This window comes from Massilia sp. YIM B02763 (assembly GCF_030412015.1).
In the GTDB taxonomy this organism is placed as follows: Bacteria; Pseudomonadota; Gammaproteobacteria; order Burkholderiales; family Burkholderiaceae_D; genus Telluria.
This window is the reverse complement of record NZ_JASNRD010000002.1, coordinates 206,391-228,238: the sequence shown is the minus strand read 5'-3', so window position 1 is coordinate 228,238 and position 21,848 is coordinate 206,391. Positions and strand designations below refer to the sequence as shown.

General features: G+C 61.3%; 18 protein-coding genes. 4 read left to right on the top strand and 14 right to left on the bottom strand.

Features of this window, described 5'->3' with window-relative positions; all coding sequences use genetic code 11:
• Window positions 1-163: 163 nt before the first annotated feature.
• The 3 genes from QPK32_RS04540 to QPK32_RS04530 all read right to left on the bottom strand — a co-directional run bounded on the left by QPK32_RS04540 (window position 164) and on the right by QPK32_RS04530 (window position 2,295).
• On the bottom strand, window positions 164-571 hold the full coding sequence (locus tag QPK32_RS04540) for a hypothetical protein (RefSeq protein WP_290411580.1): 408 nt from the start codon (window positions 569-571) through the stop codon (window positions 164-166).
• 75 nt (window positions 572-646) lie between these two features.
• Window positions 647-1,222, bottom strand: a complete 576-nt coding sequence (locus QPK32_RS04535; protein WP_290411579.1) for a TerD family protein — start codon at window positions 1,220-1,222, stop codon at window positions 647-649.
• Window positions 1,223-1,254: 32 nt separating this feature from the next.
• The gene (locus tag QPK32_RS04530) at window positions 1,255-2,295 is read right to left on the bottom strand and encodes a DUF475 domain-containing protein (RefSeq protein ID WP_290411578.1); all 1,041 of its coding nucleotides are present in this window, start codon (window positions 2,293-2,295) and stop codon (window positions 1,255-1,257) included.
• 152 nt (window positions 2,296-2,447) lie between these two features.
• On the opposite strand from QPK32_RS04530, the gene QPK32_RS04525 reads away from it, so the two are divergent.
• From QPK32_RS04525 to QPK32_RS04515, 3 genes are all read left to right on the top strand, one after another.
• Window positions 2,448-2,867 carry a divergent PAP2 family protein gene (locus QPK32_RS04525; RefSeq protein WP_290411577.1) on the top strand — a complete coding sequence of 140 codons (420 nt, stop codon included), beginning with the start codon at window positions 2,448-2,450 and terminating at the stop codon, window positions 2,865-2,867.
• 324 nt (window positions 2,868-3,191) lie between these two features.
• Window positions 3,192-4,352, top strand: a complete 1,161-nt coding sequence (locus QPK32_RS04520; protein ID WP_290411576.1) for an efflux RND transporter periplasmic adaptor subunit — start codon at window positions 3,192-3,194, stop codon at window positions 4,350-4,352.
• Between the two features lie 23 nt (window positions 4,353-4,375).
• The gene (locus tag QPK32_RS04515; protein ID WP_290411575.1) at window positions 4,376-7,582 is read left to right on the top strand and encodes an efflux RND transporter permease subunit; all 3,207 of its coding nucleotides are present in this window, start codon (window positions 4,376-4,378) and stop codon (window positions 7,580-7,582) included.
• A 264-nt stretch (window positions 7,583-7,846) separates the two neighbouring features.
• Here the strand turns inward: QPK32_RS04515 and QPK32_RS04510 are convergent, their stop codons facing one another.
• The 5 genes from QPK32_RS04510 to QPK32_RS04490 form a co-directional block, all read right to left on the bottom strand.
• A complete protein-coding gene (locus QPK32_RS04510; protein WP_290411574.1) occupies window positions 7,847-8,251 on the bottom strand; it encodes a hypothetical protein in 405 nt (134 codons plus the stop codon).
• Window positions 8,252-8,597: 346 nt separating this feature from the next.
• Window positions 8,598-9,578, bottom strand: coding sequence for an NAD(P)H-hydrate dehydratase (locus QPK32_RS04505; RefSeq protein WP_290411573.1), 981 nt, complete (start codon window positions 9,576-9,578; stop codon window positions 8,598-8,600).
• A gap of 20 nt (window positions 9,579-9,598) precedes the next feature.
• On the bottom strand, window positions 9,599-10,363 hold the full coding sequence (locus tag QPK32_RS04500) for a histidine phosphatase family protein (RefSeq protein WP_290411801.1): 765 nt from the start codon (window positions 10,361-10,363) through the stop codon (window positions 9,599-9,601).
• A gap of 101 nt (window positions 10,364-10,464) precedes the next feature.
• Entirely contained in the window at window positions 10,465-11,865 is a 1,401-nt protein-coding gene (locus QPK32_RS04495; RefSeq protein WP_290411572.1) for an L-cystine transporter, read from the bottom strand.
• A gap of 152 nt (window positions 11,866-12,017) precedes the next feature.
• Complete coding sequence (locus QPK32_RS04490; protein WP_290411571.1) at window positions 12,018-13,022, bottom strand: 5'-nucleotidase; 1,005 nt, start codon at window positions 13,020-13,022, stop codon at window positions 12,018-12,020.
• Between the two features lie 351 nt (window positions 13,023-13,373).
• On the opposite strand from QPK32_RS04490, the gene QPK32_RS04485 reads away from it, so the two are divergent.
• Window positions 13,374-14,576, top strand: a complete 1,203-nt coding sequence (locus QPK32_RS04485) for a DUF2325 domain-containing protein (protein ID WP_290411570.1) — start codon at window positions 13,374-13,376, stop codon at window positions 14,574-14,576.
• 831 nt (window positions 14,577-15,407) lie between these two features.
• Here QPK32_RS04485 and QPK32_RS04480 read toward each other — a convergent pair.
• From QPK32_RS04480 to QPK32_RS04455, 6 genes are all read right to left on the bottom strand, one after another.
• Window positions 15,408-15,662, bottom strand: a complete 255-nt coding sequence (locus tag QPK32_RS04480) for a PAAR domain-containing protein (RefSeq protein ID WP_290411569.1) — start codon at window positions 15,660-15,662, stop codon at window positions 15,408-15,410.
• A gap of 70 nt (window positions 15,663-15,732) precedes the next feature.
• The gene (locus tag QPK32_RS04475) at window positions 15,733-16,245 is read right to left on the bottom strand and encodes a hypothetical protein (protein ID WP_290411568.1); all 513 of its coding nucleotides are present in this window, start codon (window positions 16,243-16,245) and stop codon (window positions 15,733-15,735) included.
• A 25-nt stretch (window positions 16,246-16,270) separates the two neighbouring features.
• Window positions 16,271-16,864 carry a hypothetical protein gene (locus QPK32_RS04470; protein WP_290411567.1) on the bottom strand — a complete coding sequence of 198 codons (594 nt, stop codon included), beginning with the start codon at window positions 16,862-16,864 and terminating at the stop codon, window positions 16,271-16,273.
• A complete protein-coding gene (locus QPK32_RS04465; RefSeq protein ID WP_290411566.1) occupies window positions 16,839-17,831 on the bottom strand; it encodes a hypothetical protein in 993 nt (330 codons plus the stop codon). The genes QPK32_RS04470 and QPK32_RS04465 overlap by 26 nt, the downstream gene beginning before the upstream one ends.
• An 18-nt stretch (window positions 17,832-17,849) precedes the next feature.
• Window positions 17,850-20,459, bottom strand: a complete 2,610-nt coding sequence (locus tag QPK32_RS04460) for a type VI secretion system Vgr family protein (protein ID WP_290411565.1) — start codon at window positions 20,457-20,459, stop codon at window positions 17,850-17,852.
• Window positions 20,456-21,592 (bottom strand): hypothetical protein, encoded by a 1,137-nt coding sequence (locus tag QPK32_RS04455; protein WP_290411564.1) that lies wholly within the window; start codon window positions 21,590-21,592, stop codon window positions 20,456-20,458. Before QPK32_RS04455 ends, QPK32_RS04460 begins: the two co-directional genes overlap by 4 nt.
• Window positions 21,593-21,848: the final 256 nt, after the last annotated feature.

Sequence of the window (21,848 nt, the reverse complement as noted above, 5' to 3'; positions counted from 1 at the left end):
TGTAAAACAGCCGACTGCCAGCCGCAACAACGATGTTTGCGCCCAACATCGCGCCCCCGTCAAACCGGGGTCAGAGCCGGGGTCAGAGCCCGGTTTTTGGCAATGGCACCAAAGAAAAACGGCAGCGCGTGGCTGCCGTTCGATCATGCGTGCGGGGGCGGTCCTACATGCCGCCGCTTGGGGATACGGGGTTGGCGCCGCCGATCACGGCCTTGTCGACGAAATACGGCGTCTCGCCGAAGCAGCTGGTCGGCAGGCCCACGTGCTGCGAATAGGTCAGCTGCACGCGCTGGCCCATCGCCGATTGCAGCTGCCTGACGACGTTCTCGTCGCGCACGGTGAAGGCGAAGCGCTCGGGAATGGCGCCCGGCATGCTCGACAGCAGGATCTCGCCTTCCCAGGTCTTGCACAGCCAGCCCTTGCGCGACAGCTTCTGCAGGTAGCCGGCGCGTTCGCCTTCGGAATACGACCAGTTCAGGGCAGCCCACAGGTACAGGGCGAAGAGGGCGGCAACGACGACGATGACGGAGGCCAGGATGGCAGTGGCACGGCGCGGGAAGGTAGTCGGCATGGGTGACGGAATGAGTGGTTGAGCCGGAAGGAAGGCGCGCCCATTCTGCCGATGGGCGCGCAAATTGTCAAAATGTCAGACGTTGACGCCGAACGAGCGGGCCAGGGGGCCGAGGCCGCCGTTGTAGCCCTGGCCGACGGCGCGGAATTTCCACTCGCTGCCGTAGCGGTACAGTTCGCCGAAGATCATCGCCGTCTCGGTCGAGCTGTCTTCCGACAGGTCGTAGCGGGCGATCTCGCGTTCGCCTTCCGCGTTCAGGCAGCGGATGAAGGCGCGCGCCACCTGGCCGAAGTTCTGGCGGCGCTGGTCCGCTTCGTGGATGGTGACGGCGAAGGCGATCTTCTCGACGTCGGCCGGCACGCGGGTCAGGTCCACTTGCACGCGCTCGTCGTCGCCTTCGCCCTGGCCCGTGCGGTTGTCGCCCGTGTGCTGCACGGAGCCGTCGGTCGATTTCAGGTTGTTGTAGAAGATGAAATCGCTGTCGCCGCGCACCTTGCCGTCGCCGCGCAGCAGGAAGGCGCTGCCGTCGAGGTCGAAGGTGGCGCCGTCGGTCGTGCGCGGATCCCAGCCCAGGCCGATGATGACCTTGCGGAGGGTCGGGTCTTCCTTGGACAGGTTGACGTTGCCGCCTTTCTGCAGACTGATTGCCATGTGATTTCCTTTGCGCTGATGGGTGAAAAAGCTCAGGCCGCGTGCTCCATCTGCTCGCGCTTCTTGTAACGCACCGAGGACCACAGCGACACGAGGATGAAGGCCACGCCGGACAGGCCGGTGAACCATTCGGGAATATGGTACTGGACGCTGGCGAACATGATCAGCGCCAGGATGCCGATCGCGTAGTGGGCGCCGTGCTCGAGGAAGACGAATTCCTCCAGCGTGCCCTTGTGCACCAGGAACACGGTCAGCGAACGCACGAACATGGCGCCGATGGCCAGGCCCAGCATGATGATCACGACGTCCTTGGTGATGGCGAAGGCGCCGATCACGCCGTCGAAGCTGAACGAGGCATCCAGCACTTCCAGGTACAGGAAGCCGCCGATGCTGCCCTGCGAGATCATCTTGCCCACGCCCGGTTCCCCTTCCTCTTCCTCGAGCAGGCCGCTGAACCAGTCCACGCCCACGTAGACGAGCACGCCCACCACGCCGGCGATCAGCACGGGCAGCTTGGCCGTTTCCGGCTCCAGGCTCATGCAGCCGATCACGGCGAGCAGGGTCAGCAGGATGGCCAGGCCCTCGGTGCCGTACTGGCCCAGTTTTTCTTCGATCCAGCCGAGCCAGTGCAGTTCCTTTTCTTCGTCGAACAGGAAGTTGAGGAAGACCAGCAACAGGAAGGCGCCGCCGAAGGCCGCCACCTCGGCGTGCTTGGAGGTCAGGTGGCGCGCGTACTCGTCCGGGTTGGCGGTCGCCATGTGCCAGACGTCGACCAGGCCCAGGCCCGTCGCCACCGACACGATCAAGAGGGGGAACAGCAGGCGCATGCCGAACACGGCCACCAGGATGCCGACGGTGAGGAAAAGCTTGCGCCAGAAGGCGTTCCAGTTGCGCAGCACGGACGCGTTCACGACCGCATTGTCGAAGGACAGCGACACTTCGAGCACGCCCAGCACGGCCGCGATCCACAGCGCCTGCAGCAGTCCGGAGGTGCCGCCGTGCTCGAATCCCCACCATGCCGCCAGCCCGAGCAGGACCACGGTGACGATGAACGACAGCCTGAAATGTTGCATGAAACTCCTCCGTTGACTGAAATGCCACAGTAATTTCGCATATTACCTTGTAAGCCGGAATTTCGGGCGCAGCGGATAGCCGCTATGGGTTGCTTCTGCGATAATGCCGGCCGACAATCTATTCTTTAGCTGCCCCTTGTTTTAGGACTCGCATGGATTTCACTTATCTGGTCACTCCGGTGCTGACCTGGCTGGTCGTCGGCCCCATCAAATTCCTGATCAACAGCGCGCGCCAGCGCCGCTGGGCGTTCAACCTGGTCGGCAACGGCGGTTTTCCCAGCAACCACAGCGCCACCGTCACCAGCATGGCCACGCTGATCGCGCTGCGCGAAGGCATGGGCCACCCGGCCTTCGGCGTGGCGGTCACGCTGTGCTTCATCGTCATGATCGACGCCAACAGCCTGCGCCAGCACGTGGGACGCCAGGCGGCGGCCATCAACCGCCTGGCGGCCGGCAAGGACGGCTTCAAGGTGCTGCGCGAGCGCATGGGGCATACGCTGGTGGAGATCGGGGGCGGGATCGTGACCGGTATCCTGATGGGCAATCTGATCTATCACGTGCTGGTCAAATAAGCACCACGTCGTTCCTGTGACAGCAGGAACCCATGCTGAGCGTCAGCAGCAAGCGACGTATGGGTTCCTGCCTTCGCAGGAACGACGGTATATTTGGTTTTCAGCATTGCCAAGCCGGACGTCCGGCGGGCGTCCGCCCCGTCCGTCCCCGTCGCATTTCAATCTCGACAAGCTGCATTTCATCCCCTCCATATGCAGTTCATCCCTCCAAAACCGCACTCCGACTATCCTCGATTGACGCGCCCGGCGGCCTAATCGATACTGCGCGCTGGCTTTTTCCATTCTTATTCCAATAAATCCAGAGTCCACTGGGAGATCCACGACATGCTGCGCAAAACCCTATTCGTCCTTGCCATCGCCGCCGCCCTCAGCGCCTGCGGCAAAGGCAAGGATGCCCCCAAGCCCGACAGCGCGGCCGCGCAGGCGGACGGCAAGAAGGACGCCAAGGCGGTCCAGCTCCTGGTGGCGCCGGAAGACGTGCTGACGGTGCAGAGCGCCGCGCTGGCGTCCGGCCCCGTGATCACGGGCTCGATCCAGCCGGAGCGGCGCGCCGACCTGCGCGCCGAGGTGTCCGCGATCGTGCTGCAGGTGCTCAAGGAGAATGGCGAGCCGGTCAAGCGCGGCGACGCGCTGCTCAAGCTCGACGAAACCTCGATCCGCGACAGCCTGATGTCGGCCGAGGAATCGCAGCGCGCCGCCAACCAGGCGCTGGAACAGTCGCAGCGCGCGCTCGAGCGCCTGAAGACGCTGCGCGCGTCCGGCATGACGTCGGCCCAGGCGCTGGACGACGCCGAGGTGCGCCGCAACACCGCCCAGAGCGAACTGGCGGCCGCCAAGGCGCGCCTGGTGGCCGCGCGCCAGCAGGTGGACCGCACGATCGTGCGCGCGCCGTTCGACGGCATCGTGTCCGACCGCAAGGTGTCCCCGGGCGACACGGCGTCGATCGGCAAGGAACTCCTGAAAGTGATCGACCCCAAGAGCATGCGCTTCGAAGGCCGCGTCTCGGCCGACAAGATCGCCGCCGTCAAGGTCGGCCAGGCGGTGATGTTCCGCGTCAACGGCTACGGCCAGCAGCAATTTGCCGGCGTCGTCAAGCGCATCGACCCGTCGGCCAACGACATCACGCGCCAGGTCGAGGTGCTGGTCAACTTCACGGGCGAGCAGCAGCCGCGCGTGGCCGGCCTGTATGCGGAAGGGCGCATCGACGCCGCCGTCTCCGACGCCATGACGCTGCCGGAATCGGCCATGATCCGCAACGGCGACAAGACCTACGCCTGGAAGGTGAAGAACGGCGCGCTGGCCAAGGCCGACCTGGGCGTGGGCGCGCGCGACGAACGCACCGGCAACTTCGAGATCAAGTCGGGCCTGGCCATCGGCGACACCGTGCTGCGCCACCCGAACTCGAACCTGAAGGATGGCCAGAAGGTCGAGATGGCGGCCGCCAAGGTCGCCACCGCCGGCACCGGCGCCGTGCAAGGCAAGTGACCGGGTAGATAAAGGATAACCCCATGTTCCTGTCCAATTTCAGCGTCAAGAAGCCCGTCGCGACGCTCGTCCTGATCATCGCGATGATGTGCATGGGCTTGCTTGCGCTCAGCCACCTGCGCGTGAACCAGAACCCCGACGTCGACATCCCGATCATCGTGGTGACGATTCCCTATCCGGGCGCGTCGCCGGAAACCGCGGAGCGCGAACTGATCGAACGCCTCGAGAAGCAGATGCAGGCGATCACCGGCGTCACCGAAGTCAATTCCTATGCCAACGAAGGCAGCGCGACCATCGTGCTGCGCTTCGACTTCAAGCGCAACCTGATCGAGGCGTCCGACGACGTGCGCAACGCCATCGCCGCCGTGCGCTACAAGCTGCCGGTCGAGATGCGCGAGCCCGTGCTGCGCCGCGTCGACCCGTCCTCGCAGCCCATCATGAACCTGGCGCTGTCGTCGAGCACCCAGAGCCATGCCGAGATCTCGCGCCTGGCCGAGGACGACCTGGCCGACCGCCTGCGCGCCATCGACGGCGTGGCCAACGTCAACGTCAACGGCTCGCTGCGCCGCGAACTCTCGGTGCTCCTCCACGCGGAGAAACTGCGCGAGTACAACGTCTCCGTCAGCGACGTCACGAACGCGCTGTCGCGCCAGAACACGAATGCGCCGGTGGGCAAGGTGAGGAGCGAGCTGGACGAGAAGGGGATCCGCCTGGTCGGCCGCATCGAGCGCCCGGAAGACTTTTCCCAGGTCGTCGTCAAGCGTAACGGCGACACCATCGTGCGCCTGAACCAGGTGGCCGACATCCGCGACGGCTTCGCCGAAGTGGAAAGCCTGTCGAGCCGCAGCGGCCATCCGAACGTCAGTATCCAGATCATCCGCTCGCGCGAGGCGTCGACCGTGTCGATCGCCAAGAAGGTGCGCGAGGAAATCAAGCTGATCCAGAAGGACTTGCCAGCCGGTACCAAGCTGGACATTTCCTACGACGGCGGCGAGGACGCCCAGAGCAGTCTCAACAACGTGGTCGAGTCGCTCGTATTCGGCGCCGTGCTGACGATCTTCGTCGTGTACGCCTTCCTCAATTCCTGGCGCTCGACGCTGATCACGGCGCTGTCGCTGCCGACGTCCGTGCTGGCCGCCTTCATCGCCGTCTGGCTGTGCGGCTTCACGCTGAACTTCATGACGCTGCTGGGCCTGTCATTGGCGATCGGCGTGCTGATCGACGATGCGATCGTGGTGCGCGAGAACATCGTGCGCCACATGGAAAACGGGTCCGACCGCCGCACGGCCGCCCTCGAGGGTACCGCCGAGATCGGCATGGCCGTGGCCGCCACGACGTTCTCGATCATGGCCGTGTTCATTCCCGTCGCCTTCATGCCGGGCATCTCGGGCGAATGGTTCCGTCCGTTCGCGCTGACCGTGACCTGCTCGGTGATCGTGTCCCTGCTGATCTCGTTCACGCTCGACCCGATGCTGTCGGCCTACTGGGGCGACCCGCCGGGCCACCACCATGCGCCGCGCAAGGGCCTGGAAAAATACCTGGTCCACTTCAATACCTGGTTCGACCGCCAGGCCGACCGCTACGGCCACGTGATCGCCTGGGCGCTGCACCACCGCCGCTGGATGGCCTTCATCGCCGTCGCCAGCCTGATCGCCGCGCTGACCCTGAATTTCTTCTTCGGCGGCACCTCGTTCCTGCCGAAGATGGACAGCGGCCAGCTGCAGATCGAGGTGCGCACGCCGGCCTCGGCCTCCGTGTACTACGCGCAGAAGAAGATGGAAGAGGCGGCCGTGCTGGCGCGCACGCTGCCGGAAGCCAAGGAAACCAACAGCACGATCAAGTCGAGCGGCGGCACGATCTACGTCGACATCGGCAAGCGCAGCGAGCGCAAGCGTAGCGCCGCCGAAGTCGCCGTCGAGCTGCGCGCCAAGATCGCGCGCCTGGTCGGCGCCGAATATACGGTGTCGGACGACATGAACGGCAACGGCAAGCCGATCCAGATCGAATTCACCGGTCCGGATTCGCGCAAGCTGATGGAGCTGACCAATGCCTACATGGAAAAGCTGCGCGAGGTGCCGGGCGCCGTCGACGTCACGCTGTCGCAGCAGGATCCGAAGGACGAGCTGCAGATCGAGCTCGACCGCGGCCTGTCGAACATGATGGGCATCTCGGTGGGCGACGCCGCCACCGCGCTGCGCGTCGCGTTCGCCGGCATCGAGGTCGGCGACTGGGTCGACCCGACCGGCGAGACCCGCGACGTGGCCGTGCGCCTGGCGCCGGAAGACCGCGTGGGCACCGAGAACATCGAGCGCCTGCCGATCCCCGTCACCGGCAGCAATATGATGGTGCCGCTGGACCAGATCGCCAAGATCACGATGGGCAAGGGCCCGTCCGCGATCGAGCACAAGGACGGCAAGCGCGTCGTGCGCGTCTCCGCCAACGCCCAGGGCCGCTCGAACGGCGAAGTCATGAACGACGCCATCAAGCTGGCCAAGACGATGGACTTCCCGCCCGGCTACGGCCTGTCGCTGGGTGGCCAGAGCAAGGACCAGCAGGAACTGTTCACCCAGATGGGCATCGCGCTCGTCTCGGGCATCGGCCTCATGTACCTGGTGCTGGTGATGCAGTTCGGCTCGTTCACGGCGCCGCTGGGCGTCATGATGTCGCTGCCGCTGTCGCTGATCGGCGTGGTCGTGGCGCTGCTGCTGACGGGCGGCACGCTCAACCTGATGAGCTTCATCGGCATCATCATGCTGATGGGCCTGGTGGCCAAGAATGCGATCCTGCTGCTGGATGCGGCGCGTACCCGCGAAGCGGAGGGCATGGACCGCGAGGAAGCGCTGATGGAAGCGGGCCGCGCCCGCCTGCGTCCGATCCTGATGACGACGTTCGCGCTGATCGCCGGCATGCTGCCGGTGGCGCTGGCCCTGGGCGACTCGGGCGAGTTCTACCAGCCGCTGGCCATCGCCATCATCGGCGGCACGATCACCTCGACGCTGCTGACGCTGCTGGTCGTGCCGACCTTCTACGACAGCATCGAGATCGCCCGCGACCGCATGGTCGCCAAGTTCAACGGCCGCATCCAGCGCTTTACCGTGCTGCCGGCGTTCGTGATGACCTTCGTCGAAGCCATTCTCACGCTGACCCTGGTGCGCTTCGTCTACCGCATGATCGTCAAGGCGGGGCGGTTCGTGCTCGGTTTCGGCCGCCGCCCGGCGGCGACGGCCTGATACCGGGCTGTCTGGCGACATGAGAAAAAGGCCTGCGATTGCAGGCCTTTTTCGTAGGGTGGACGGCTAGGCCGTCCACGCGTCCAAGCGTCTCATGCACGCCGAAACGCATTGCTTTCATCTTCTCGTACGGTATAGCGGACCGTAGCGAGCACCGCGTGGACGGCATAGCCGTCCACCCTACGCCGCACGGGGCGACGCATGCATGCCGGTACAGCGTGGGCAAAGGACCGTGTACCGGCCCTTTGCTGGCACACCATGATATCAACGGCCAGTGTTGGACGTATTGCCGGTCGAACCGGTGTTCGACGTGTCGTTGCCCGCGCCGCTGCCCGAGGTGCCCGACATGCCCGAGGTACCCGACGAGCCCGAGGTGCCGGTGGTGCCAGTGCCCGAAGTGCCGCCGGTGGTGCCGGTCGCGCCGGTTGCGCCGCCGGTGGTGTCGGTGGTGCCGGTGGTGCTCGAGCCGGTGCCCGTTGCGCCGGCGCCGGTGGTGGCGTCGGTACCGGTGGTGCCCGTGGTGCCGGTCGCGCCGGTGGTCGTGTCGGTGCCGGTCGCGCCGGTCGTGCCGCTCGTGCCGGTGCTGGTGCTCGGCGACGTTGCCGTCGTGTCACCCGTGCCGGTGGTGCTGGTGGTGTCGTTCTTCTTGCAGGCAGCCAGACTTGCCATCAGGGCTGCGGCAAACAGAATTTTCGATGCGTTGTTGAGTGCTTTCATTTGTTTTACTCCTCGTTCACGTCTATTACGTGCCGCCGGCTCCAGGTGAGGCGCTGGAGGGATCGGAGGCGCCTATGGGGCTTCTTGCCGGTAGGGCCAGAAACCAGTGCGGAACCGAGAAACGCGGCCCCGTGGGTGCACGAATCCGAGCGTGCATATTTGACCCGCGTGTTGCGGGCCAGTTCGCCGGATTGCACACCTTTGCTTTTCGAACCCGCCCCGGCCGGCATATCTCCTTGCCGACGAGAACCGATTCGCATCCGCGATGCTGCTTGCGAATTAGGTAAGAGTCGAATCGTCATCTTTCAACCCTTGAATTCATGCCGGCGATGCCGGCGGATCGTGCGAGCACGTCGGCGCCGTCGCCGGCGGCCTGTTCGAGCAGGGCGGGGATTTCGTCAGGCAATTCCCGCGCCAGGTAGCCCAGCGTACCCAGGCGTTCCGCCAATTTCACGCCGGCACGCGCATGCATCGCCACGCCCCAGGCCGCGGCCTGGGCGAGGTCGGCGCCGCGCGCCGCCAGGCCGGCGATGATGCCGGCAAGCACGTCGCCGGAGCCGGACGTGCCCAGGCCGACATTGCCCCCTTCGTGCTGCCACCGTTCGCCGCTCGGCGCGGCGATCACGGTGCGTGCGCCCTTGAGGGTGACCACGGCATTCCAGCGTTCGGCCGCTTCGCAGGCATGGCGTTCGGGGGCCAGGCAGATGTCTTCCTTGGCGATGCCGGTCAGGTGCGCCATCTCGCCCGCATGCGGGGTCAGCAGCACCGGCGCGCCGAAGCGGAACGGCGCCGCGGCGCCGGCCGGCGGGAACAGCAGCGCGCCCATCGCGTTGGCGTCCAGCAGCACCTTGACGTTGCCGCCTTCCAGGCGCGGCAGCAGCGCGTGCACGAGGCGCGCGGTGGCGTGTTCGTCCTGCATGCCGGGACCGATCAGGATGGCGCTGATCTTGTCGGCCAGCGGGTCGAGCGCGGCCACGGCGTCGACGGCAAAGCCGCCGGCCTCCGTCTCGGCCAGGCCCAGCACGCGCGACTCGGGAATCGCGAGCGCGACCAGCTGGGCCACGCTGCGCCCGGTCGCGATGGTGAGCTTGCCGGCGCCGGCGCGCAGGGCCGCGGTGGCGGCCAGGATCACGGCGCCCGGCATCTCGCGCGAGCCGCCCAGCACCAGCACGTGGCCCCGTTCTTCCTTGTCGCCTTCGCCGGACGGCATGGGCAGCGCCCAGCTGCGCAGCAGGCTGGCATCGACGTCGCGCGGGCGGGCGTGAGTGGGCAGCGTCATGGTCATGGTCAATGAAGGTCTCAGGCCTTGGCACCGGCCGGCACATCCTTGCCGGCGGTGACCGGGGTACCGGTTGCTTCGAGCGGGGCGACGAAATTGACCAGGCGCAGCGCCAGCTTGCCGCGCTTGCCCAGGGTGGGATCGAAGGAATAGGAGGTCACGGAGCAGTTCGGCACATCGCCGGCGCGGTCGTGCGCCAGGATCGTGGCCTCGTCCAGCCGTTCCAGCAGGTAGCGGAAACAGTTGACGATGACCTGGTGGCCGACGATCAGCACGCGTTCGCGCGGGTATTCGCGCGTGATGGTCTCGAGCACGCCGCGCAGGCGCAGGATCACGTCGCACCAGCTTTCGCCGCCGGGCGGACGGAAATAGAACTTGCCCACGTGGCGGCGCTGTTCGTACAGTTCGGGATACTTGTGGGCGATGCCATGCGTGGTGAGGCGGTCGAGGATGCCGAATTCCTTTTCGCGCAGGCGCTCGTCGGCGTGCACCGCGAGGAGTTCGTCGCGGTCCATGCGCTGCATGAGGATATTCGCCGTCTCGGCGGCGCGCACATAGGGCGAGTGCAGCACCACGTTGGGCTGGCTGCCGGACGGCAGGGCCGCGAACCAGTTGGCCAGCGCCTGCGATTGGCGCACGCCGAGCTCGGACAGGGGCACGTCGACGTCGCGCTCGGCGATGTCGATCGACAGGCCGGCCGCAGCCTCGGCCTCGTCACGTGCGACGTTGCCGGCACTCTGGCCGTGCCTGACCAGCCATATTTCTTGGGGCCACTTTTGTTCCATCACCCAGCCGCATCCGATAACGATATGACATCATCATAGACGGATTCGGCGGGACGTCTGCGCACGATTCCGGGAGAAAACGTGCGCAGAAAATCAGGGAATCATGCTACTTGCTGGTCACTGTCGAGGTTCAGCTCGGCGTCGCTGTCGAAGACCTTCATGTCGGTCTGCCCCAGCACGCGGCTGGTGAGGGTGCCGGCCGTGATCGAGCCGCTGACGTTCAGCGCCGTGCGGCCCATGTCGATCAGCGGCTCGATCGAGATCAGCAGGCCCGCCAGCGCCACGGGCAAATTCATGGCCGACAGCACGATCAGCGCGGCGAACGTGGCGCCCCCGCCGACGCCGGCCACGCCCACCGAGCCGATGGTGACGATGCCGACCAGCGTCAGCAGGAAGTGGCTGGTGAACGGGTCGATGCCCACGGTCGGCGCGATCATGACGGCCAGCATGGCCGGATAGATGCCGGCGCAGCCGTTCTGGCCGATCGTCGCGCCGAAGCTGGCGGCGAAGTTGGCGATGCCTTCCGGCGTGCCCAGGCGCGCCGTCTGCGTCTGCACGCTCATCGGGATCGAGCCGGCCGAGGTGCGCGAGGTGAAGGCGAAGGCCAGCACGGGGAAGATCTTCTTGACGTAGCGGGCCGGGTTCAGGCCGGCCAGCGACACCAGGATCAAGTGCACGCCGAACATCAGGATCAGCGCGCTGTACGAGGCGGCCACGAAGCCGATCAGGTTCAGGATGTCCTGCAGGCTCGACTTGGCCAGCACCTGAGTGATCAGGGCGAACACGCCGAACGGCGTCAGGCGCAGCACCAGCGTGACCATGCGCATGACGATGGCGTGGGCGACGTGGATGAAGCGGCTGAACGATTCGAACACGTCCGGCTGCTTGCCGGCGATGCCGGTGGCGGCGACGCCGATGAAGATGGAGAACAGCACGACGGCGATGGTCGAGGTATTGCGCACGCCCGTCATGTCGAGGAAGGGATTTTCCGGGATGAAGGACAGGATCATCTTCGGCAGCGAGATCTCCTGCGCGGTGGCCAGCTTGCCTTCCAGGTAGGCGCCGCGCGCGACCTCGGCCGCGCTGGACGTGAGGCCCACGGCCGTCAGGCCGTACAGCTTGGCCATCAGGATGCCGATGGTGGCCGCGACAGCAGTCGTCGCCATCAGCGTGCCGATGGTGAGGGCACTGATCTTGCCGAGCGAGGAGGCGTTGCGCAGCTTGAGGACGGCCTGGATGATCGACACCATGATCAGGGGCATGACGATCATCTGCAGCAGCTTGACGTAGCCGCTGCCGACGATGCCCAGGTACTCGTTGGTGTCCTTGATGATCTGGGCGCCGGTCCCGTACACGCCCTGGAACGCGGCGCCCAGCACGACCCCGAGGCCGAGGGCCGTGAACACGCGCTTGGTGAAGGAGACATGGCGCTGCTGCATGAAATACAACAGGGCGCAGGCGGCGGCGGCAATCGCCAGGTTCAGGATCAGGAAGAGGCTCATGGGGTCCTTGGTCAGTGCTTCCCGGACATCTTTATGCATCCGTGGAATATAAGAACCGCATTCTATAACCAATCATGCTGGTGTGCATGAGTCGGCTACATTTCCTGGTCATAATATTTTGCTATATGGGCATGCATATGCACGCACGTCGTTCAGGGTGCCTCGACTTTTTCGACCAGCAGTGGCGGTTCCGGAGCCAGCATCGGCATGGCCGTGTACAGGGGCGAGTCCGAACGATAGGGAACGCGGCCGGACGGGACGTGCTTGGCGGCCGGGTCCAGGTGCAGGTCCTGGTCGTCGAAGAACAGGTGGGCGCGGAAGGCCTTGACGATCTTGGACTTGGGCACGCCGCCGAGGAAGAAGATCTCGTTTACGTACACGCCCCAGTGGCGCAGCGTATTGATGACCCGCATCTCGGCCGGCGCGCTGCGCGCCGTGACGATGGCGATGCGCACGGGCGAGACGTCCGCGCCGAACGGCAGGCGCTCCTGCAGCCGCGCCAGCTTGCGCAGCAGGATCGCGTAGGGCCCGTCGTTCATCGGCTCGTTGCGCTTCTCGTCCTCCACCGTGTGGAAGCGGTCCAGTCCCTCGGTCTTGTAGACCAGCTCGCTGGCATCGTCGAACAGCACGGCGTCGCCGTCGAAGGCGATGCGCACCTGGTCTTCCGGCGGCGCCTCGCCCGACAGCGGCGGCGGTTTCAGGACGGCGGCGGCGCAGGCCTTGGCGTCGATCACGCGCTGGGCATCGTCGACATTGGTCGTCAGGAACAGGTCGACGGCGAACGCATCCAGGTAGTCGACGACGGATTCGCCGCCCGTGAACGCGTGGCGCGCGATCGGCAGCCCGCGCGAGCGGATGTTGTTGAACACGCGCACGCCCGTCTCCGGGCTGTTGCGCGACATGACGACGACCTCGACCAGCGGCTTGCCGTCGCTCGCATGCCGGTTCAGGCCGAGCAGGGCGCGCACCAGGGCCATGCCGGTGCCGTCCCGCAGCGGTTCGTTCTCCCGTTCGAGCATGTAGGCACGGTATTCCTCCAGCGCATTCTGGGGATTCTTCGCGTGTTTCGCCTTGTAGACAGCATCGGCATCGGCCAGGTCGAACAGGGCGGTGGCGGAAATGCCGACCACGAGGGTATCGGAAAGGTCGAAGGACATGGCAAGCTCGGTGAATGGTTGCGGACGACCGGCACAGTGTACCGGATGAGCGGGCGACTACAGCGCATAAGAATATTCCTTCGAGAAATGGCTCGGTAAGAAAGCGAACCTTTAATTGACGCTCAGCAACTTCAAGTGCCGACGCTGTCGCACACGCGCTGATGATTGATAATGATTCTCATTTACAAGCGAGGCGAGGTGCGCTACATTGGCCTTGTTTTCCTTGCGATCGAATGCCATGACCACTTCCGATTCCGCCTGCCGCCGCACCGTACTGGCCACCGCCGGCCAGGTCGCCACTTGTCCCGAATGCGGGACGATCCACGTCGCCCAGTACTGAAGGAGCCAACCATGTGCGACCACGACCGCCCCAAGTTCGTCCCGCAGGAAGACACGTCCGGTTCGCGCCGGCGCCGCCTGTGGGAGCTGACCGCCAATTGCCACTGCCCGATCGTCGGCGTGTGCCTGCCGCTGGCGCTGCTGCGCAAGCTGGTGGGCAAGGTCGCGACGATGTCGGTCGAGGGCGACGACTACGACCTGCACGTGTGGGCCGTGCACGAATGCGCGAACCGCAGCCGCATGGCCGAGCTGCTGCAGCGCACGCTGGACGAGCGCTTCGCCGGCGTGATCCGCAAGTTCAAGGAGGCCCGCGACGGCGATGCCTTGATGGCGCTGTGGCGCAAGGCCGTCGACAGCGGCGACACGGCCGGCAGCTTCTGGGCCGCGCTGTCCCATCCGCGCTGCGACGCCTGGCTGACGGAAGCCATCGTGCGCGACATGCACATGATCCAGCATCAGGCCGGCGCCAGCGTGCGCGTCGACGTGGCCCGCTTCACGGAACTGCAGAAGCAGCACGCGCAGCTGGCGGCGGAACTGGAGCAGACCCGCGACAAGGCCGCGCGCGCCGCCGACGCCAAGGCGAAGGAAACGGCGCGCCTGGCCGAGCAGAACGTGCAGCAGCGCGCCGAGCTGGCCCAGCGCGACGCCGCCATCGAGGCGCTCAAGCGCCAGCTGGAGGCGCTGGAGGCCGCGCTGCCCGACATGCGCGACCGCGAACGCCTGCTGCGCCGCATGGAGGAACTGGAGGGGCGCGAACAGGCGCTGAACGAGAAGATGGCGCAGCTGCGCCAGCGCCTGGTCCGCGAACGCCAGGAAGCGGCTGCGCCGTCGTCCCCGGCCGTCGTTGCCGTCCCCGTTGCGCCGCCCGTTCCGACGGCCGCGCGCCTGGCACTCGTCGACAAGACGGTACTGTGCGTCGGCGGGCGCAGCAGCAACGTGCCGAACTACCGCGAACTGCTGGAACGGGAAGGGGCGCGCTTCATGCACCACGACGGCGGGCTCGAGCAGGCCAGCGAACTGCTCGACACGAGCCTGGCGGCCGCCGACCTGGTGATCTGCCAGACGGGTTGCATCAGCCACCAGGCCTACTGGCGCGTGAAGGATTTCTGCAAGCGCACGGGCAAGCGCTGCCTGTTCGTCGACAACCCGAGCACGTCGAGCCTGTCGGTGTGTTTGCGCAAGGCGGCCGAGCCGGTACCGCAGACGGTCGCTTGAACGGGCCGCAAGGGGGGCGCGGCAAAACAAAAAAGGCGTTGCGATCACTCGGAACGCCTTCATTGTTACTGCCAAATTCTGGTAGGCCGTGCTGGGCTCGAACCAGCGACCAACGGATTAAAAGTTGCCGTGTCGGGCTAGGGAGGCGTTATTAATCAATGACTTGCAGCGCTTTCCAAGCTGATCAGTCAATCTCACCCAAGGGGGCGGTCGAAAGTTAACGGATTTCACGTCACAAATGCGTCACATAGGTTGTGTTCGACCACGTCTCATATGCCCAGCGTAATGACGGGGAAATTACTGATCACGATATTCGCTGAGTGGCCGACATGAAATTCGGAAGTCGATGCTCGTCAAATTCGAGTCCGTACCCAAACATGTTCATGGGCGTCGACGGCAAGGGTACTGAGCGATTCGCGTCATTCAAGACTGGCACCATGAAGTCGATGGAGAGGCCCGCCTGATGCGTACGGTGGGGTTGTATTGGTCCTCCGCGTGAGAATCCGGTTTCACCGTACACATATGTCTTGTCAGGCATCGTTTATCTGACGTTCGCGTATGCGCCCAACACAGCTTGGCGCACGAGGTTGTGCACGTAAGTTCCGCCCAACTCAACACCTACCGGGCTGTAGGCAACGAAATTGTCGCCTTGGGGCGGAAGCTGCACGCCGTCGGCAAGCCGTCCGTTTCCAACAGCGCCGTAGCAGGTACTTGCATTCACCGGATATGGCATGCATAAGGCAAGCATGGAAACTATGAGGGCTTGCTTCCAGATTCGAGTGACAAGGGCAGTATGCCAAGGACTGCCACCGCAGGGCATGCTCGCAACAGTCATAGTGAAGAGATCAGTTTTGCGCCACAAGCGGTCAGATCGTTGTCATATGCGTAGGGCCTTCCTATATGCTTGGCTCCGGCGCCGTCTGGCTTGATGGGGAAGTTGCCTTTGCATTTTGGACAAGACGTCATATCGTCTTCAAGTGCGGCCTCCATGCCTAGAACAACGGTTCCGGATGAAACAGAGATAACCTGTCCGCCGTGATCGGTCTTATCGTTCAATCGAATGACACCGCGTCCTTTATGCATCATTTTGATTTCTCTCTCGGGTTAAATAAGGAATTCGCTGCCAAGCGTCCCTTTTGATCGACTAAAAATTGGGTCAATTGTCACCGTTCGACCAGTTCGGACGTTTTTCCAACGGTACGTCATTCTGGTCAAAGCTTGAAACCTCTTTCAAGGTCGCTGTGTCGTAAAGGATTTCGCGGCCAGCGAAGTGCCGTCCCCCACAATCGATCGCTACTTGACGACCGTCATTCCAAAACCAATAATCGCGAATAAATGGCGAGCATTTGATAGAAGCAATCTTTCCGCCGCGGTAGATTGCAAGTTTTTCCGAACCAGGCTTAATGTCAGCTTCCGCGATCCAATTGTTGATCGCGAGCCACGCTACCGTTTCATTGTCAGGCGCAAGCTTCAGTTCAGTCGAGTTTCTCTTATTTGTTATCTGCGTGTGATGATCGCGAACCGTCACAACATGAACGTTTTGCTTGTCATCCAGATAGGCTCTCTTTAGTTTGTTCGCATTAATGCTGTTAGATGCGGTAGCGAAAGTTAAGCAGCACAGGAGGCCAATTAAGCTTGCCGGGATTAATAGGGTATTTTGCGTTGTCATCTCTCTGTAAATATAATATGATTGCTTATTGATCTGGAGTTGACACTAGCTTGGTCTTGAAGTGTTTGTTGCTAACCGTTAGCATTCGTTTTTTTTCGACATCATCATCCACTAGTCGATAGCTATAGAAGCCATCTTTTTCATGTGCTAGCCCGTTGCTAGGATGGTCGTCTCCCTGATCTATAAACATGGATATGCTCTTGAGGCAACTCTGCAACAAAAGTTGGTCTCGAAGAAGCAATTTTTTTTCAAGTATCTCAACTAAAAGCAAATAGTCTTCGTAACCCGCACCGCAATAACCTCGTCCCATCGCGTTGGGGCGCGAGGGTTCCCGGAGCATCACAATGAAGAGTTGTTCCTTTTGGTTGCTTGCACTCCCGACCACTCGAATGTCATCGGCACGTGTCAAATGTTGGGCCACAGTCGCAGCAACCTCATAGATGATGTTTTTCCCATTATCTTTCGCAATAACCTGCTGCTTCTTCACATATATAGCAACATGTTCACCCTTAGGTGACGATAATAAGATATCAGCTGCGTTGACAGGCGAAACTATGAATGTCGAAATGAATACGAAAATGCAACCGAGGATGTTATTCTTTTTTGATGTGGTCTGCATATACAATCCCTGAGTAGCGCCATGAACTTTCTTTTGTTGGCGGTTTCGAGTATTTGTCCTTGTCACGGTTGTGCAATTCTTTTTCTGTTTTTCCTTTATTCTCCTCCTTTCTAAGGTCCCATCCAATATTGGCGGTTTCGCTATCGCCCAGAATCGTTGGGTTCCTTATCCATTTTTTGTTTTTTTCATCCCACTCATGATAACGTCCTGAATTCCATCGGCACCACGTCTCTAATTGAAGTTGTTCTTCAGTATAGCTGCGCTTGCCATTCTTTCCACCAGCGAGATAGTTTTTTGCTTCTTTTCTTTTTGTACGATAGAGTTCTATGCCAGTGCGAATATTGGCCTTCCAATCCCACGCTTCGTTATATTTTGGTGTTGGATTTGTAAGTTGCGTAAGCCCATAGCCGCCGTCAAATGCGACGACCGGTTCACGGTCGGCGTTTATGAACTGCTTATATTTGCTCTCTTTTGCAACAATTCTCTCAAATCCAGGCGCATCGTCAAACGTAGCAATATAAGCTCTTACTTTGTCTTCGCTAGGATTTGTTCCCAAGATACGAACCGATCTACGGAACGTTTTGCTGCCAAGCTTCACTGATACCGTCAATGTTCCTCCTAGGCAATTACTATTTAGGTCGGCTGTCCAAGAGCTGGTCCCAGGGATGGTTTTCCCTTTTTCGCTCCATTTTTTTATAGTTCGCCCCCTCTTTGCTGATTCGCGAAGCCCACTCGTTGCTGCAGCCCACTCGATGTCCCATGTCCAAACACATTCCTCGTTGCTATCGAGATCGATTTCGAACTTGATACTTGGAAATTTTGCTTCCTCATCTATGTAAAAAATCTCGTTCTCGGCTGGGTTTTTCCATTTTTCGCCGTCTTCTTTAACGACTACTTTGACAAGAGAGCCTTTGGTCTGATTGGTCTTGGCTCCGACAGCAATTTTTTTAGAATCTTCTGCACCCATCAGAAATCCCCCTTTAATCTAGAGCATTTCTAAAGATAGCTTCTGCTCTGAAGTCGTATAGACGCGCTCAGTCAAACCTTCAGCGTTTGTGGTACCCTCCCAGCATTGCCCGTCCTCGGCGGTTATCCGATAGCGACAGTGTGCTAATGGAGTTTTTCCGTCTTCGCTAACGAGATGGAACCGTTCATCGAACTTCCCGCGTGCAGATCGAGGAGGTATATCACTTGCGCCAGATATATAATTCGGATGTGCGCGCCCACTCGCTGGCAAGGTTTCGAGATTCCCGCGGAATAGAACTGGCTTAGAGGTGAAGAACTGCACTACATCACTAATCTCGAGCATTGCCTCCGCACCATGAAGACGTATTCCTTTTTTTCCTTTCAATTCGATCCAGTCACTCTGGCTGATTAGTGACATGACTTTACGTGCGACGATTTCCACATCATCTTGTTGTGCCTGTATCGTCACGTTGCCGCCAGCAGCAATTAGCTTCATACCTGCATTGTGAACAAATAGACGAAGGGTGCTTTTTATACTTGCGAAAAGACCTTCACCTGTTGCGAACGACAAGCTCCGCCCGGTTGTCATTGCAGTATGCTGATCGCTCGATATGTGTGTTGACTGTGCCGTAGAAGTTTCAATTCCAGCTGGGCTTGCGAGTACAAGATGTGGTTCTATTAATTCCGGGAATTTGCCACCGCTACCAATTATTGCGGCATTCTGTTCTTGTAATGCATCGGTGACTTCGTCTTGCTGGCCCTTCTCTTGCGCTTGGCACTGTAAAGCCTGTGATGAAAGTGATTCGTGCAGGTTGCATGCGACTTTGAATCTTTGGATCGTCTCGCCCATATCCCTGATATGTGACTGGGAGTTAGTGCGTCGCTCAGTAGTAAGTAGCATTCCTTCTGCAGCTCGGGCGATCCCGTGTCCGTCCGTACGCAGTTCCCATCCTTCCCCACGTGCATCCGCCCGCCCGCGGTTGTTCTCGATCCGCGTGATATACCCGAGCGAGAGCTGGCTGTGCAAATGATCACTCTTGAGCTGCGCTTGAATCTGTCCGTTCGTATCGTCGAGGATCAGGTGATTGCTCCGCCCAGCGGGGGTATTGCCGCCATTAGGCGTTAATTCCCGGCTTCGAAATCCAGTCAACGCCTGCTGTGTTGGCACAGTCCACGGCGGCATATTGTGCTCATTGAATACCGCTCCCGTGATGATTGGACGGTCAGGGCATCCACCCAGCCATTGGACAATGACTTCGGTTCCCACTCGTGGAATCGCTGCGGCGCCAAGTTCCGCTCCGGCCCAAGAACTGGATACCCGTATCCAGGCAGAGCTGCGTTCATCGTTGTCGCCTTCCCGGTCCCAGTGGAATTGCACCCGTACCCGACCGTATTCATCGGTATGGATGCTGTCCGGACCAGAAGGGCCGACGACAACGGCAGTTTGAGGTGCGAGGATTTTGGCATCCGTGCTGTTGAAGTTACGGCCTGGTCTCCAAGGAACATTCTTGCGGGTGCAGGTCAACCAGTTGCGATAGAGCGTTTTCTCATCCTCTTCCTGCAGAAAGTTGTTGGTGGCGATGTGACGGACCGACAGGATTACGAAGTCGTCCTTCCCAGCATCGCTGCTTCCGCCATAAACACCGTGATTGAAGTGGTCGACCAGCTGGAACCAGCGGCCCGGCATCAGGAAACGGTTATTACCTTCCGCCTCGATGTGCTTGGCGATGGCTTCGATTTCTTCCATCCTGATTCGACACTGAGCATCGCCATCCTGGAAGTTTTTGAAACCGTAAGCGCCCGCGTATTCATAGAACTCGATCTCTGGCACCTTGCCCTGCTGGTTCAAAGTGGGAAGAGTCACACTGGACGGTCTGGAATCCTTGAAGTTGAAACCGTTCAAAGCAACGCTGGAGGGCATGGTCTGTCGGACTGGTGACCAGCGATCAATGGCATCCTCTTCCACTGCTCCGCTTTCGCCGTGAAAACGTACTTCCGCGCCGCCGTCGAGCGCCGGGGCCTGCGTGGAATCGCTGCTGACGATGAGCTTGTGCCCAGTGGCGTCGTGTTCGTACCAGTAATACCAGCCTGCGGCCTCCCAGCGACGGCTCAGGTAGTTAAAGTCGGTTTCATCGAACTGACAGGCATCGGTCATGACAGGATCGTCGCCCGTCACGTGCCAGTCCCACTGAGGATAAGTACCGTAGTCCCGGAAGATGATTTCCGTCTGTTCGCGCATGGTCTTGTTATGGAAAAGGTAGTTGTCCTTGCGCAGGCTGAGGAATTTTAGCCAAGGGCCGAGCTTGGCTTCGTAAAAGGAGATGCCGCCATCGGAGTGACTTCGGCGGAAGCTGAACACATAGCCGGAAAAATAGCGCAGGCTGCCATCCTTGCGCACCAGTTCGATATTGAGCAGCTTGCCTTGCATTTCCTTGAGGGAAACGCTGACTTCGTCGGACAGCAACTCGACAGTGAATTCGAAATCCCTGGACAAGCTTTCGGTTGCATCGATCTTGTTGACCACGAATTGGGCGGCCGGCGCGTCGTTGTCAGGAAATGACAGGCGCAGGATGCGGTTGTACTGCCTGCCATAAACAAGATCATGAATAGAGTGGCGAGGATTGCTCATGCGTGATCCCGAGGTTGAATACGCTGCTTCGTTTGCTGCTGTCGTCCTGCCGTACGCGACGTTCGGACGCGGCCTGTCGTGAGTTCGTATGCTTTGGGTGGCGGGGCTTCGCCGCTCAATTGTTCGGCATGGATGAGGATGGGTGCGACGAAAATAAGCTGGCGCGAGCCGCGTCCCGGGCCGCATGGCTGTGAACGGAAATGGCTGCGCCACCAGTGCGGCGCTCTGATGCCGGCAGTGCCAAGCGGTGGCGGTAACGTAGGTACGTCTGCAGGGCCAACCGTAATGCGGTCATACAGCGACTCCAGGCGGCGCAGTACCTTGGCCCGCTTTTTCGGACCCACTACTGCCAACCGCTTGAGGGCGTCGCTGTGTTCCCGGCGCACCTCCTTGCGCGCGTCCTTCAGGCCGAGGTACAGGAACACGTTCACCATGTTGCTGATCAGCTTTATCAACACATCGTCTTGCGACGTGCGCTGCTGGCCCGGCGGGGTTAGGATCGCATCCGCCCACTGGGTTACGGGCTGGTCCGGTGTAATCATGGGTCCGCGAAGCAGTTGCGCGCGGATGCCGTCGTCTTTCGCGACGTAAGTGATGACCAGCTCAATGACAGGTATGAACTTGTTGGCGTCGTCGGACAAGCTCGGTTTGCTCACGAAGCAAAAACTGCCATTGATCCAGCGTTGGTCGGCGCGGTCCTCGGCCGTCATGAAATGCTCCGCCGTGGCGCGGTTCAGATGCAGATACTGTGCACCGAACGGTGGCGAGAACAGGTGCATCGGCAGCGTGTCGTCGAGATCCGAATGCATCAGTAGCGTGTCGAGTGCCGGAGTGGTCTCGATCAGGGCGCCGCGCTTTCGTGCGAAGTGAATGTTGGCAGCCCACCTGACTACGGTGGCAAACGCGGTGTCAGGCCAGTCAGAGGGACGCTGGCTCAGCGGATGGGGATGAGGGCGCTGGTCGACATGCCAGCACAGTTCGTTGATGCAGTCGAGGCAGGCGGCGCGTGGTGTGGCCCACGTGTCCCACATGCGCTGGCTCCAGTCACGGGCTTTGAACAACTGCTGCCATTCATCTAGCGGACCCTGGTTACGGAACTTGACCGGATAGGGAAGACCGTCCAAGGTCGTCACCGTGCTCGCCCGTATGGCTGGTTCGACCTGTCCTAGCGCTTCTCGGTTGATCTTGTCCCGTATCGCTTTGTATTCAGCGTATTCAGTAGCGGGAACACTGGCTCGGGGTACAAGTTCTACGTTAGGGTCGTGAAACGTCGTATCTGCCATAGTGACCATAGTCGGTTGAGAAAGTTGCCACCTGCTGCGATGAGAGCCTTGTAATTATTCAAGGTCATGAACAGGTAGAACTTGACTAAACACAACTTGCAAGTGG